General features: G+C 63.6%; 17 protein-coding genes. 7 read left to right on the top strand and 10 right to left on the bottom strand.

Annotation, left to right across the window (positions count from 1 at the left end):
• Positions 1-438 precede the first annotated feature (438 nt).
• The 3 genes from VZC37_RS07415 (at position 439) to VZC37_RS07405 (ending at position 2,688) form a co-directional block, all read left to right on the top strand.
• Positions 439-756, top strand: a complete 318-nt coding sequence (locus VZC37_RS07415) for a transposase (RefSeq protein ID WP_330431837.1) — start codon at positions 439-441, stop codon at positions 754-756.
• Positions 757-928: 172 nt separating this feature from the next.
• Positions 929-1,645 carry an IS3 family transposase gene (locus VZC37_RS07410; protein WP_330431836.1) on the top strand — a complete coding sequence of 239 codons (717 nt, stop codon included), beginning with the start codon at positions 929-931 and terminating at the stop codon, positions 1,643-1,645.
• 116 nt (positions 1,646-1,761) lie between these two features.
• Entirely contained in the window at positions 1,762-2,688 is a 927-nt protein-coding gene (locus VZC37_RS07405) for a hypothetical protein (RefSeq protein ID WP_330431835.1), read from the top strand.
• Between the two features lie 548 nt (positions 2,689-3,236).
• Here the strand turns inward: VZC37_RS07405 and VZC37_RS07400 are convergent.
• From VZC37_RS07400 to VZC37_RS07370, 7 genes are all read right to left on the bottom strand, one after another.
• Positions 3,237-3,638 carry a type II toxin-antitoxin system VapC family toxin gene (locus VZC37_RS07400; protein WP_160902225.1) on the bottom strand — a complete coding sequence of 134 codons (402 nt, stop codon included), beginning with the start codon at positions 3,636-3,638 and terminating at the stop codon, positions 3,237-3,239.
• 26 nt (positions 3,639-3,664) lie between these two features.
• Entirely contained in the window at positions 3,665-3,904 is a 240-nt protein-coding gene (locus VZC37_RS07395; RefSeq protein ID WP_247449312.1) for a type II toxin-antitoxin system Phd/YefM family antitoxin, read from the bottom strand.
• A 169-nt stretch (positions 3,905-4,073) separates the two neighbouring features.
• Complete coding sequence (locus tag VZC37_RS07390) at positions 4,074-4,385, bottom strand: type II toxin-antitoxin system PemK/MazF family toxin (RefSeq protein ID WP_330431834.1); 312 nt, start codon at positions 4,383-4,385, stop codon at positions 4,074-4,076.
• Positions 4,375-4,608, bottom strand: a complete 234-nt coding sequence (locus tag VZC37_RS07385) for a hypothetical protein (RefSeq protein ID WP_330431833.1) — start codon at positions 4,606-4,608, stop codon at positions 4,375-4,377. The genes VZC37_RS07390 and VZC37_RS07385 overlap by 11 nt, the downstream gene beginning before the upstream one ends.
• Before the next feature lie 342 nt (positions 4,609-4,950).
• Positions 4,951-5,349, bottom strand: a complete 399-nt coding sequence (locus VZC37_RS07380) for a type II toxin-antitoxin system VapC family toxin (RefSeq protein ID WP_330431832.1) — start codon at positions 5,347-5,349, stop codon at positions 4,951-4,953.
• Entirely contained in the window at positions 5,346-5,582 is a 237-nt protein-coding gene (locus VZC37_RS07375; protein ID WP_330431831.1) for a FitA-like ribbon-helix-helix domain-containing protein, read from the bottom strand. Before VZC37_RS07375 ends, VZC37_RS07380 begins: the two co-directional genes overlap by 4 nt.
• A gap of 76 nt (positions 5,583-5,658) precedes the next feature.
• Positions 5,659-6,738, bottom strand: a complete 1,080-nt coding sequence (locus tag VZC37_RS07370) for a DUF2332 domain-containing protein (RefSeq protein ID WP_330431830.1) — start codon at positions 6,736-6,738, stop codon at positions 5,659-5,661.
• Positions 6,739-6,922: 184 nt separating this feature from the next.
• On the opposite strand from VZC37_RS07370, the gene VZC37_RS07365 reads away from it, so the two are divergent.
• Positions 6,923-8,587: an alkaline phosphatase D family protein gene (locus tag VZC37_RS07365; protein ID WP_330431829.1), complete on the top strand. Its 1,665-nt coding sequence runs from the start codon at positions 6,923-6,925 to the stop codon at positions 8,585-8,587.
• Between the two features lie 8 nt (positions 8,588-8,595).
• Here the strand turns inward: VZC37_RS07365 and VZC37_RS07360 are convergent, their stop codons facing one another.
• From VZC37_RS07360 to VZC37_RS07350, 3 genes are all read right to left on the bottom strand, one after another.
• Positions 8,596-10,176: an aspartate:alanine exchanger family transporter gene (locus VZC37_RS07360; RefSeq protein ID WP_330431828.1), complete on the bottom strand. Its 1,581-nt coding sequence runs from the start codon at positions 10,174-10,176 to the stop codon at positions 8,596-8,598.
• Positions 10,177-10,297: 121 nt separating this feature from the next.
• A complete protein-coding gene (locus VZC37_RS07355; protein WP_330431827.1) occupies positions 10,298-10,729 on the bottom strand; it encodes a PPOX class F420-dependent oxidoreductase in 432 nt (143 codons plus the stop codon).
• Positions 10,730-10,781: 52 nt separating this feature from the next.
• Positions 10,782-11,072, bottom strand: a complete 291-nt coding sequence (locus VZC37_RS07350; protein ID WP_330431826.1) for a putative quinol monooxygenase — start codon at positions 11,070-11,072, stop codon at positions 10,782-10,784.
• A 222-nt stretch (positions 11,073-11,294) separates the two neighbouring features.
• Between VZC37_RS07350 and VZC37_RS07345 the strand changes: the two genes are divergently transcribed.
• The 3 genes from VZC37_RS07345 to VZC37_RS07335 all read left to right on the top strand — a co-directional run bounded on the left by VZC37_RS07345 (position 11,295) and on the right by VZC37_RS07335 (position 13,969).
• Positions 11,295-11,813, top strand: a complete 519-nt coding sequence (locus tag VZC37_RS07345) for a flavodoxin domain-containing protein (protein ID WP_330431825.1) — start codon at positions 11,295-11,297, stop codon at positions 11,811-11,813.
• Positions 11,814-11,903: 90 nt separating this feature from the next.
• Positions 11,904-13,595: a cation:proton antiporter gene (locus VZC37_RS07340; protein WP_330431824.1), complete on the top strand. Its 1,692-nt coding sequence runs from the start codon at positions 11,904-11,906 to the stop codon at positions 13,593-13,595.
• Between the two features lie 44 nt (positions 13,596-13,639).
• On the top strand, positions 13,640-13,969 hold the full coding sequence (locus tag VZC37_RS07335; protein ID WP_330431823.1) for a hypothetical protein: 330 nt from the start codon (positions 13,640-13,642) through the stop codon (positions 13,967-13,969).
• The last annotated feature ends 4 nt before the right edge of the window (positions 13,970-13,973 follow it).

The raw sequence follows: 13,973 nt of genomic DNA, 5'->3' as shown, positions 1-13,973 counted from the left end.
ACACGGAGCCCGCACGTGGGGCAATTCCATCGCAATGATCGTCAATCACTCACGCGGACAATGGTTCCCACACCATATGCGGCCACACCTGGCTACCACAGATCGCGATGGATGACCGTTTCCGGTTCATGCCTGCGTACCGAACCGAACCTACCTTGCGGCCACCGGATCGGAACGATCGCAAACGTCTTCACCCGGCGCGGAATGCCAAGAACCTCCTTGAACTCCGGCTCGAGCAGTGAGTTGGCTTGACAAGCTGGCCAGGGACATAGCCCATCCAACGCCCGCTCACGGGCCTCCAACCTAGCAAGAATCTTCTCGAAGCTGGGAACGTCTGCTACGCACCAACGACAGACAGAAGCAGTCACTTTGAACCTCCCCAGTTTGAGTGGACACCTGAGATAGCGGGGCGAAGGGTCCTGCTGGGAGGATGTCTACATGTCCAGGACGCGTCGGTCGTTTACGCCTGAGTTCAAGGCGGAGGCTGCTCGTCGGGTGATCGATGGGGGCCGGCCGGTCACCGAGGTTGCGCGTGAACTCAACGTGCATGAGAACTTGTTGGGCAGATGGGTGCGCGCTGAGCGGATGCGCGATGGTGTCGCCGACGAGGTGCGCAACGCCCCACCGGATCGGGACTTGTCGGCTGGTGAGCGCGCGGAGTTGACTCGGTTACGCGCGGAGCTGGCCGAGAAGGATCGTGATCTGGCGTTCCTGAAAAAAGTATCGGCGCACTTTGCGGCGCAGCAACATCGGTGAGCAAGTTTGAGCTCATTGCTGCGGAGTGCGCCAACCATGACATCACGAAACTCACTGAACTGCTGGGTGTTTCACGATCCGGATTCTACGCGTGGGTGGATCGGCAACGACGTGCGGAGCTGACACCGCGCCAGCAGCGCCGCCGGGATCTGGAGGTGAAGATCCTCGCCCATTGGCAGGCATCGGCGCGTACCTACGGTTCACCGAGGATTACGGCCGATCTGCAGCCGAGGGTGTCGCGGTCTCGGAGAACACCGTCGCCAAGATCATGGCCGAGATGGGTATCGAGGGCATCAGCCCACGCACATTCAAGGTCAAGACCACCGAGGTCGATCCGACGGCAGCGTTCCCGCCCGACCGGGTCGGGCGAGTGTTCGACCAGGGCGGCATCGACCTGATCTGGACGTCTGACATCACCTACCTGACCTGCGGCGAAGGAGACGCATACCTGTGTGCGATCCGTGACGAGCACTCACGTCGGGTGCTGGGCTGGTCGCTGGCCGACCACATGCGTACCGAGCTGGTCGAGGCCGCCGTGGACGCCGCGGTGTTCACCCGAGGCGGGTCGGTGGCCGGCACCATCCTGCACAGCGACAGGGGCAGTCAGTACACCAGCCACGACATGGCCGCCGCATGCGGCAAGCATGGCTTGCGGCGCTCGATGGGCGCGACAGGGATCTGCTGGGACAACGCCGGCGCCGAATCGCTGTGGTCGACCGTCAAGCACGAGTACTACAAGCGACACGCGTTCACCACGTACGCGAATCTTACTGCAGGACTTGACAATTACATCAGATTCTACAATCATGACAGGAGGCACAGCTCGCTGGGGATGTTCTCGCCTATCGACTTCGAGATCACATCACTGACAAGTCAGCAATCAAGCTAACCGTGTCCACTTTTTCAGGGGAGCCCCACTTCGCGCATCGAGTAGCGCACTACTCGTGCGCTGACCTTCCAAGCGCCAGCAAGATGACTGCATCGTCGGCGCGAGGAGATGGGCATATGGAACAGGGCAAGATTGCGACCGTAGACAACCATAGCCCGGGCCAGCCTTCAATGAGTCACCGACCCACGCGGGCGGTGCTCGCTTGCGGGATTGCCGGGGGCGCAATTTTCGCGCTTGTGATCACATTTGCATTCATATTATTCGAAACAATGAATGGCGAGGCACAAATTGATCTACGGAAAGAACTGTTCAAGTCGCTGACGCAGCTTGTTGTCGTCGGATTCATTGGCGCCATGGTCTCGGCAATGATTCAGTACTTCAGGGATCAACGAGAGCATCGCACGGAGTTGATCAAAGAGCAGCGGGATCAGGAAAAGATCACTAGAGCGCGCCAATACGAAGTGTTTGCCGAGATTGTCACGGCTTATCACCAGTTCAAGACTGTTCGTCGAAATCTCCGGATGATCGGAATATTGGACGCGATCGAGTCGGGCCGCTTGAACTCATTGACCAAGACTCAGATTGCCGATCTGCGTAGCGGCATGCTGGTTCTGAGCGATGTCGATCTGACCCTTGAGCAAATCGACCGATCACTCACCGTTGATCCGATGTTCGAGGACTCGGAGGCTTTGCAGGCTGACCTATATCCCATGCGCGACTACGTTGAGGCCCTGGTTGACGAATGGGAACTTCGGGGACCGCAATTTCTAGTAGCCGGGGCTGCTCCCGATGACATCCAATTGCCGATCCTTCACGCGTTCCTACGCAAGATCGACGACTATGGAAAACTGGGCTTCTATTACCGCAGTTTGGGATTGGACACTCCGAATCGTGACGATCACTCACTATCGTGGGCTGGTTATCCGCTCTCTCCATTAGAGTTTGGCGCAGATAGCAAGCATACCTTCCACGGAGCGGCGAAGTCGGTCGGGGAAGTTCAGAAAAAGATCGAGCGCGAGCTATCGGGAATCTCAAAAAGTTGAATCTGAAGGTCATTGAAGGGTCCACGACCTCATCGACACCGATCCGGCAGAGCGAATCGGTCCGCCGAACGATCGAATCGTCACCGTGACGTAGTGAAGGGGTCCAAGCACTGGCCCGCGAATGTGAATGGGCGGGGCGGGCAAGCTCGATATTCGTCACTGTGACGTTTCAGTTGGGCATTGGCGGAAACTACGAGCGGGTCACAGGCAGGAGAATTGAGGAAACATGCAGGTCGGCAAAAACTTCTAGCAGCGTCGACTGCGTTGCCTACTTGGCCAACGGAAGACACTCGGCCCGCTGTGTAGTCAAACGCCGACAAAAGCAGACATCGAATGCGCCAACTCGATGAAATTTCGCCAATCTGGGCGATCATCGACAAGGAGTTCTCTCGTCTAGTTTCAACTCATCCTCGTACGCGCCGATAAGATACATTATGTCAAGTAAAGGCTGCATATTGCCTGCAGTACAACGGTATTCACCCGGCGGTCAAGTGCCGCGTCACGGGTGCCCATGACCTCGCGCGTCAGAAATGAAGGAAACGCAGCCCTCAGGCTCCAGCATCTGGATGCGTCACCGAACGTAGCTCTAGTTGGGGTATGCCAAGAAAATCACTTGGGTTGCAGGTGTACAGCGGAATGCCGTTCGCGATGGCGCAGGCCGCGATTAATGCGTCATATGCCCGCGCACTGGGCTTTCGCCCCGATGAGCGTAGTGCCGCCGCGACGCCGCCGAAAGCTCGCGCGCTCTCGGCAGTGAATGCCAGCACCTCGAAATCCGCTTCCGCCTGCTGTACGTGCTGTTGCCGAGCACTTCGCTCGCGGTGGGTTCGCGCGACGTGCGGGCCAACCGAAAGCTCCGCAAGGGTAATCGCACTTATCACCGACTCCTGGGGCAGCTCGCCGGGATCCGCCAGTCTGCCGAGCAAAATCACCGTTGAGGTGTCAAGCATCCCCCGCGTTGTATCGACCGGCCCCGTCACAGGGACGAATCCAACACGCTATCGATGTCAGACCGCAGGGCGTCCGGGTCGATCTGCGGAAGATGGGCGCGCCGCCGAATCAGCTCGGCCGCGCTCACACTCTTTCTGGGCAGAGACCTGAGTTCGGCCACTGGCTCGCCGTCGCGCGTGACGACGACACGCTCGCCACGCGCGACCCTGCGCAGCACCTCGCCACCGTTGTTACGAAGGTCTCTGACACTCACCAGGTCGGTCATGCTACTAGTGTATCACCGGTGATACACACACGCCGTCGGAGAATATGCAGCAATCGAATATACAGGGTTACCAGTAACTGACCGCGTATTGTGGCGCGCCGCACCACTATTGGGACTCGTCGACCGAACTGTCCCTGTTGGATGCAGCGCATATAAGTGATAGTGCGCACTACAACTCGAGAACCACCCGGAGTGCAGCGTCGACGCGGCGCAACTCTTCATAGGTCAGGTAACCCATACTGTCTCCGAGTCGCCCAGGATCAACAGCCGCAACCTGCTCAGCCAGAACCCGCGTCGTTCGACCCGCGACCTCAACTTCAGGCCGAAATGTTGCCGCGCGCGCCGAGGTTGATGTCGGCGCGACCAACCAGGTCGAAAGCGGTAACTGGTCGGATTGCACGACCACCGCGTAGCGGGCGCCCGACTGTTCGTGACCCCGGACATCCTTCGGAGCGCGAAGCCGGTAGACCTCACCTCGCACGTAGCGCCTCCATGTCCCGAAGCACCTGAGCGGCCTCAGCTCGATCAATCGGGTCACCTGCCAGCGCTTCCGCTTCCTCGCGGAGCGACTTGGCAGTCTTATGTCTTGCTGCGTCGATCAGCGCAGCGCGAACCGCAGCAGATACGGGCGTTCCGTCTTCAGTCAGGATCGACAACGCCCGAGAAGTGTCCTCGTCGGGTCGGAATGTGACGGTGTCAGCCATCAACCAAGTGTAGTACACATTGTAAGACACTCGATGTACGCGCATCGAGGCCTGGGGTTTTTGCAGCAATCGAATATGCAGGGTTACCAGTAGCCTCAAGGTATTGCCCTGTTACCCAACGGGTTACGCACTCACCCTTGGGCCGCCGACACGCCGCGCTTCGCGGCCTCCTCGGCCAGGGCATCATCGAAGGTTGCACACCGACCCCGTCCATCACTGTTAGCTACACCTGAGATATAACGCTACGGGAGTCGCCAGGATGCGATCCCGAAGTCATTTTGCGTGGTGCTGCACCATTGAAGCGTCAGGACCGACGGGATTGGCGAGAGCTCCTAAACGACGTCACGGAACCTTCACCTGACAACGGAGACCTGGCGCCCGACCAATGCGTCGGTCGAGTGTGATGAGTGGAGCGTCTGCCAGTTCGGCAACAGCGACATAGCTGGCATCGTATCCGGACAGATTGGTGCGCAATTCCCACACCCGCGAACCGAGAAGCTCGTACGGCCACTGCTCAATTGACAGGTCGAGGAGATCGGCATGGGCCTGTACCGCCTGGTCGGAACTGACGACTCCGGCCAGTTCTTGTCTGCGAATGATGTTGTCTGCCTCGAACATCACCAGTTGCGGTGCGAGCAAGCGAGTACCGGACAACTGCTCGACCGCCCAGCGACCGTCCGGACCGTCGTCGAGCAACAGCGCAATGAGGACCGACGAATCACACACGGCGTCGATGGTCATCGTCGGTCGGCATCTCGCGCGTCGAGAATCGCCGCGGCATCGACCCGAACTTTGGTTGCGCCGACCCGCGCCCGCGCCCGCGCAATCACATCGTCGACCGGCGGACGTGACGTCGACTCGATCAGCATGCCGCGCAAATACTCCTGCAACGACTTACCCGCCCGCGCAGCCCGCCCTGCGAGCTCATCTCGCACTGCGTCCGGAACGTCGCGAACTGTGATCACCACACTCATGCAGTCATAATAGCTGCGTCTACTGCATTACGCAGCTAACGTTACGTCAGCTATCTGCCCGATTCAGGCGATGCGTTCAGCCCAGCCAGGACATGACGCGGCCCCTCGTCCAGCACCGTCCGACGGCTTGCGAACGCAGATCGGACGAACCGAGCATGGTCAGACCGATAATGCTGTGTCCTGAGGCTCGGCGATCGCCCATGGTCGGAATCGAGGGAGCGACGCCGACGCCCTCGACCGATACCCACGCGATCGGCCGCCGCGCGGCGATATCGGTGAGGCGTTGCAGCCAGCGGAGGCGACTCTCGAGTGCCAGGTCCGACAGCGCCCACGTGGTGGTGACAATTGGCAGCGCAGCAACGGGGACCTCGTCGATCGCATCATCGACGACATCGAGGACGTCACCTCTGAGCACAACCGGCGGCTCAGCGGCGGCCACCGCAACAGCGGCGTCCAGCTGGTCTGCCGGCTCGTCTTGGTCGGGAGGAACGCAGGCCCGTAGCCACAGCACCTCGTCCGGGTCGGCCATGTCGACGATGTCCTTACCGATCCCGACGCGAGCGACGACTCGCGGGAGGGTGCGGGTCGGAAGGGCGTTTTGGCCCACCACCCGACAGTCAATCCTCACACGAGATGCACTGTTACCCAGCGACTCTCCGGTGCTGTAGGTGATGGCGACGCGGTCGGTGTGCAGGTTGAGGCCGACGCCCGGGTTCACATCGATCACCCCGATGTCGTCTGCCCCCATCCGGTGCGCCGCCTCGGCGAGGACGGGGTACAGCACCGCGCATACGGCGGTTCGCATTGTCAGGAGGGCCCGGTGCGCAGCGGTGGCGACGACTGCATCGGCCTGCCGAATCACGATCCGGACAGCCGCTGCGGCGGCCGCGTCCGGGTCGCCGATATCGATGGCCGCGGCCAGGTCCGCCGCGCGCCCGGTCAATGCCAGGTGATGCAGGACGGCGAGTACCAGCGCCGGGTCGCGATGACCGGCGGGCACCGACCGGATCACCCGAAGCGCCTCGTCGGACTCACTCAACGCATCCGCGATCCGCGCCGATATCGGAGAACTCTCCGTAACCTCGGCGCCGTACCGCCGGAGCCGGTCGGATTCACTGCGTCGCGCCTGCATCAGAAGACGTCGCTCGGCGTCCACACAGACCACACATGATCACAAGGATGCTCAAGCGTCATCGCTGTCACCTATCTGCACCGACTCCCAGACAAAGCCCTCAGCTATCCCCAACCGTCGCATAACTGCTGTTCACAGGCAATTTTGTGACTACCACACCACACCCGACCGACCGGAACTTCACAGGAAAACCCTCTAGGCTGGTCCGATGTCACTTGTTCTCGGACCGGTCCTGCGCCACGTCGACGACACGACGGCGCTGATCTGGGTGCAGACCACGAACGCCGCCGAGGTGGAGGTGCTCGGGTGCACTACACGGACCTTCGAGGTGCACGGCTGCCACTATGCGGTCGTGGTGGTGACCGGGCTGACGCCAGACTCGACCACGCCATACGAAGTCAGCGTCGATGGGTCGCGGGTGTGGCCGCTCCCCGACTCGTCCTTTCCCCCGAGCGTGATCCGCACACGCGGCCCGAGTCGCGCCGATCGGCACCGCGTCGTGTTCGGCTCCTGTCGCTTTCCCCGTTCCAACGACCCCGCGCTGGACGCCAAGCTCGGCGTCGATGCTCTCGATTCCTATGCGGTGCGCCTCGCACAGCAACCGGACGACGAGTGGCCCGATGCGCTACTACTGCTCGGCGATCAGGTGTACGCAGACGAACTCACACCGCACGCACGCCGGAACCTCGCCGGCCGGCGGCGGTCCGCCGAGCATCCCGAGGACGAGGTCGTGAGCTTCGACGAGTACGAGAGTTTGTACCGACACGCCTGGGGCGATCCCGAGATCCGCTGGATTCTCTCCACCATCCCCACGGCGATGATCTTCGACGACCACGACATCCGCGACGACTGGAACACCTCGGCGGCATGGCGCGAGGCGATCAACACCGAACCGTGGTGGCGTGAGCGGATCCGCGCCGGCCTGGTGTCCTACTGGGTCTACCAGCACCTCGGCAATCTCAGTCCTACGGCGCTCGAAGCCGACCCGGACTTTCAGCAGGCGGTGGCGGCCGACGGCGACTGCTGGCCTCAGCTGGTCGAGCTCGCCGACCGCGCCGACTCCGAAGTCGACGGCCGCAAAGGTTTGCGTTTCAGTTTCCGCTGGGACCTCGGACGCAGCCGGCTGATCATGATCGATTCCCGCAACGGACGGGTGTTCGGTGACGGAGCTCGCAAGATGCTCAGCGACAAGGAGTTCGACTGGTTGGACGAGCAGATGCACGATGCACTCGACGGTGTCGACCATCTGCTGCTCGGTTCGTCGCTGCCGTGGCTGCTGCCACCCGTGCTCGGCAACGCCGAAACTGTCAACGAGATCGCCGCACAACAGACCGGACGCCGCGGTCGACTGGCAGAAAAGCTCCGTCAGGCCCTCGACCTCGAACACTGGGCGGCCTTTGAGGATTCGTTCACCCGGCTCAGCGCGCTCATCCGCGACGTCGCATCCCATCCATCGGCGCCGTCGACCGTCAGCGTGTTGTCGGGCGACGTGCACCACAGCTACACGGCGCGGGTCGACTTCGCGACTCCGGCGAAGTCCGATGTGTACCAACTGGTGTGCTCGCCGGTCCACAACCACGTGCCACCATTCATCAAGCCGGCGTTCATCGCGGGATGGTCACCTCTACTCGGCCGCCTCACCGACCGGTGGGCGCGGCGACGTGGTGCCCCGGACCGTCCGATGTCGTGGACCAAAACCACCGGGCCGCTGTTCGGCAACACGATCGCCAGACTCGAGATAGCGGGCGCTGAAGCGCAGGCTGTCTTCGAGCAGCCGCGAGATGACGAGCAGCTGACCGTCGTGGCCGACATCGCTCTCACCGGTCACAGCGGTTCCGACGTGTCCCCCACCGCGACGTCGACGTATTCTTAGCCGCGCAATCAGAAGTAGACGACCATGATCTGCGCAAGGAAGACCTTGATGATCATGCTGACCGGGAACAGCACCGCATAGCCGAGGGCGACGCGCTGATCAGGCACCTTCCCCATCGCATAGGCGTACGGCGCCGGATTCAACTGCGAGCCGGTGAGACCGCCCAGTGCGCGGGCGGTACCGAACTGCAGCAGGGTGCGCAGGGCGAAGACGCATACGAGTGCGTGCGCGGCCGAGATCGCCAGGCCCAGCAGGACGAGCTCGAGTCCGTCGTCGCCGAGCGCGGTCACCAGTCCGTCACCCGCCCCGGTCCCGACCGCGACCAGAAACACCATGAGGGTGAACTGATTCAACGTGTTCGTGACGTTGCCCGGCAGGGTCCACACGATCGGCCCCGTTCGCCCGAGGGCCCCGAGCACCACCCCGGCGATCAGTGGTGCGGTCGCCGTGCCGAGAACGAGTGTTCCGCCACCGGGCATCGGGATCTCCACGAACGCCAGCAGCAACCCGATGGTGAGGCCGAGGCCGAGCCCGATCGGATTGATGTCGCCGGCCGTGCGTTCGGAGTCTCCGAGGTCGGTGGCCACGTCGGCCAGCCGGTCGCGCGGGGCGGTCACCCGCAACCGATCACCGCTCTGCAGCACCAGATCCGGCGTCGCGATGAGATCGACATCGCCACGTCGCACTCGGCTGACCACCGCGTCGAAGCGCTCCTCGAGCCGCAGCTGATGCAACGGCCGCCCGACGTGCGATCGGTTGGACAGGATGATCCGGCGAAAATCGATGGCCGAGCGGTCGAGCCAGGCCTCGTCGGCGGTCTGCCGGCCGAGGTCGGACACCAGGTGATCGACGACGTCCTCCCGGGCAGTCACCGTGAGCAGATCGCCTGCGGCCAGCGGTTCGGCGTCGTGCGCGACGACCGTTCGGCCGTCGCGAGTCAATCGGGAGACGACCGCGTCGTAGCGCTCAGCGAGCGCGTGCACGGTCAGGTTCGGCTCCCCCACCACCTCCAGGGTGCGGATCACGATCGGCGCGACCTTCTCCCGGTCCTCGGCGGTGGGCCGGCGGCGGCCGACGCCGATCAGGTAGGCGCACGCGAGAATCGTCAACAACACGGTGATCGGGTACGCGACGGCGTAACCGATCGCGGGCTCCGGTGGTATCTCGCCGTCACCCGCCAGTTGCTGCTGTACAGCGCCGAGGGCGGCGGTGGCGGTCCCCGCTCCGGCGAAGGCTCCGGCGATCGTGCCGATGTCGAAGCCCAGCGCCTTCCCCAGACCCAGCGCGGCACCGGCCATCGCGAAAATGGCGACCACCGACACGAGCACCGGTTTCCAGCCGGTGCGGATCGCGCTGATGAACGACGGTCCGGCGGCGATCCCCACCATGTAGCAGAACACGCACAGCGACAGATTCGTGACGATTGCCGGAAGTTCGACGTCGGGCTCGATGGCCGACAGCGCGAGCGCGACGAACAACGCGCCGGCCGGGCCGAATGACACGGGGCCGAGTGGAATTCGGCCGACCAGAGCGCCGACGCCGAGACAGAAGAAGAGGGTGAGCAACGGACTGTCCACGAACCACTGCATCGGGTCTCCTGAGTCGGGCAGGTCGCGTCCTGACGCCTGTGACTCTAACCTCCCGGCGGCGACGGCTGCAGCGATTCAGCCGCGGTCGGGACATCGACCGCCCACGGCGACCACTCGGCGATCAGCGCAGTTTGGCGCCGTAGACGTGGGACACATTGAGGACCAGCAGAACTCGACGGTCAGAGACCATCACCTGCCGGTACTCGTCCCAGTCCGGGTGTTCACCGGCGCCGCGCCGGTAGTACTCGACGAGGGCGTCCACCTCGGCACTGTCTGGGTCGTCGCCGGGACCGATCAGCGTCGCCTCACCCTCGGCGGTCGCCCAGGTGTACCCGTCGGGACTCGTGAACTCGATCGCGGCGCGGGGATCGCGGCGCAGGTTGGCGGTCTTCGCCCTGCCCTCGGTCATCGAGACGTAGATCGTGTCGGCATCGCGGTCGTAGACGCAGGTGACCGGTGAGAGCTGAGGCAGACCACTCTGCTTGGTGGTGGCGAGGATTCCGAGTCGTGCGTCGCTGATGAGTGACCGAGGGTCGAAGTCCGGTGGTGTCATGACCATGCCAACTGCGGATGACGCCGGCCCATTCCGCGGACCCGCCCGGGTATCACCCCATCAGCGTTCGCGACCCGCTCACGTCATACTCCTCAACCACGCCCGCGAGGATCGATGTCTGCTGGTCGTCGTCGGGGCCGGACGCGCGAAAAGCCTCGACGGCGGACTGGGTCTCCCATCTCTCGTAGATGTTGACGCGGTCGGCGTCGAGCAGGTCCGCGGTGATCGCGAAGTCGAGGCACCCGGGCGCTCGACGAGCGAGCTGCACCACCTGCTCGCATCCGGCGAGGTACGCCGGCCGGCGCCCGGGTTCGACGGTGATGTGTCCGGCAACGATGACCATGAGCGTCTCCTGTCGGCCGGGGCGTGCCGGCCTCTGGAACCGGCACTCAGTGATGCTGACCTGCCTGACACCTCGACATCATCGGTGGCGGCCGAAATCTCAGGGCCGGGTTACCGAAGCGTGGGACCTTCGCCCCGGTTCTCGGCATCGATGGTCCCTGGTGGACGTGCGACGACACGCGTTGACTGGAGACAGCAAGGCATCGAGTACGGGAGGTTCACGATGCGCATTCTGGTTGCCACGGCGAGTCGGTACGGCTCAACGCGCGAGGTCGGTGAACGCCTGGCGGCGACGCTCGCCGTCGATCTGGAGCGGCAGATGATCGAGGCCGAGATCGACGTGATCGACGTGGTGGACGTCGAAGACATCGCGTTCTACGACGCCGCGATCATCGGCAGCGCTGTCTACTTCGGCCGCTGGCTACGTCCAGCCCGCGACTTGATCGATCGCGAGCAGCACAACCTGCACCAGCTTCCGGTCTGGTTGTTCTCGAGCGGTCCGGTCGGAGACAACACGCCGGCCACCGGTTCTGCGATGACCGCACCGTGGGCGCGTGAGCACCGAACGTTCCCCGGCAAACTCGATCGCTCGACGCTGCGGCGGTCCGAGCGTCTCGTCGCGGCCGTGCTGCGCGCGCCCGACGTCGACGACCGCGACTTCGTGGAGATCGACGGTTGGGCACACGACATCGCGTCGTCTCTCGCCGGGAGTCGACCGGGGCGGTCGCAGATCGTGTCGTGATCATCGGCCTCGGACATCACGGCCTCACCCCTCAACGCGCCCACGCACGTTAGGTTTGATGGGCAGAATGTCCGACGGAAGAGTTGCAGCGTGGTGGAGCCACACGACTTCGTTCTGATCGCGGCCATCCTGGCCATCGCCTCGGTCGCGGGTCTCCTGGCGACCAAGCTCCGGCAGCCGATGATCGTCGCGTTCATCGGAGTCGGCATCCTGGTGGGTCCCACCGGAACCGGTTGGGTGACCACCAACGAGACGATCGAGCTGCTCGCCCGGCTCGGCATCGCGATCCTGCTGTTCCTGGTCGGGTTGCGCCTGGACATGAACCTCATCCGCACCACCGGCCCGGTCGCCCTGATCACCGGCATCGGACAAGTGGTGCTCACCGGCGCGATCAGCTATCTGCTGGCCCTCGCGTTCGGTATGAGTGCCGTGGCGGCGTTCTACATCGCGTTGGCCCTGACGTTCTCGTCCACGATCATCATCGTCAAACTGCTCTCCGACACCCGCGAGATCGAGCAGCTTCACGGCCGGATCGCCGTGGGGTTGCTCATCGTGCAAGACCTCGTCGTGGTCGTCGTGATGATCGCAATCAACGCCTTCGGTCAGGACACCGACGACGCCATGGCTGTCAGCATCGCCCTGGTGTTGGTGAAAGGTGTCGGACTCCTCGCCGGCATCGCGCTGGTGATGCGCTTCGTCCTGCCCTGGCTGCTACACCAGGTCGCGCGGTCACAGGAACTGCTGGTGCTGTTCGGGGTCGCGTACGCGATCGCACTCGCGGCTGTCACCGCGGAACTCGGATTCAGTTCGGAAGTGGGCGCGTTCCTGGCCGGGGTCTCCCTCGCGGCGACACCGTATCGGGACGCGCTGGGCGCGCGGCTGGTGAGCCTTCGTGATTTCCTGCTGTTGTTCTTCTTCCTCGACCTCGGCGCCGGCCTCGACTTCGCCGATGCCTCCGGCCACATCGCCGAGGTCGTGGTCTTCTCACTATTCGTGCTCGTCGGCAAACCGGTGATCATCATCGCCCTCATGGCGCTGCAGCGCTATCCCCAACAGGTCAACTTCATGACCGGTCTACCGCTGGGACAGATCTCCGAGTTCTCCCTGATCCTGGCCGCCCTCGGACTGGGACTCGGCCACATCAGCGACACGACCTCCAGCGTCATCACGGTGGTCGCCCTGATCACCATCGCCGGCTCCACCTATCTCATCCTGTTCTCACATCAGTTGTATCGACGTCTCGAACCCTGGCTGAGCGTCTTCGACCGCTCCTCGAGCAGGCGCGAGACGTCCGGCGATCCCGAACTGGAGGTCGACGCCATCCTCTATGGACTCGGTCGATTCGGTCGCCACATCGCCGACGAGTTCAGTGCCGCCGGCCATCGGTTGCTCGCGGTCGATTTCGACCCTCATCGGCTCGCCGCCAACACCCGCCCGGGCGTCACGACGATCTACGGCAGTGCCGCGGATCTCCATTTCCTCGAGACTCTTCCGCTGACGCGGGCACGGTTCATCATCTCGACCATCCCGACAATGGACGCGAACTTCGCTCTGCTCCATGCGCTTGCCCACCACGACTACGCGGGCCATGTGGTCATGACCGCCCACCACCCGCACGACGCCGAGGCGCTGCGAGCCGCGGGTGCCGACATCGTCCTCGAACCGTTCTCGTTGGCCGCCGAAGCGACGACGGAGATACTCGACCACCTCATCACCGACCGATCGGATCGCACGGACGACACCGACGACGACCGCCCCGGCGGCCCGCCACCGGGGCACTGACCCATTACGCTCGACGGGAGAGTCTGGACACCCCAAGGAGCGCAATGACTGTCAGGATCTCGGACGTCGCCACCGCGGGCGCGGCCGCCGCCATCGCCACGAACGTGGTACCGCACCTCGCGCACGGCATCAGCGGCAAACCCTTTCCCACGCCGTTCGCCGACCCGCCGGGTGTCGGCGACTCGTCGCCGGCGTCGAACATCGTGTGGGCGTCGATGAACGCCACAGTGGCGGCTTTGTTGGTCTACACAGGCCGGTCGCGACTCCGCGATCCGGCGTGTCTGGCCGTCGCAGCGGTGAGTGCCGCCGGGTCGGCGGTCGGGCTCAGGTCGTACTTCCGAAAGGTCCGGCCGAACGGGGGTTCTGTCGCCTGACCTC

The sequence above is a fragment of the Gordonia sesuvii genome (assembly GCF_036350415.1).
Classification (GTDB): domain Bacteria; phylum Actinomycetota; class Actinomycetes; order Mycobacteriales; family Mycobacteriaceae; genus Gordonia; species Gordonia sesuvii.
The sequence above is the reverse complement of the archived record's forward strand: the minus strand, read 5'-3'. Positions and strand labels throughout refer to the sequence as shown.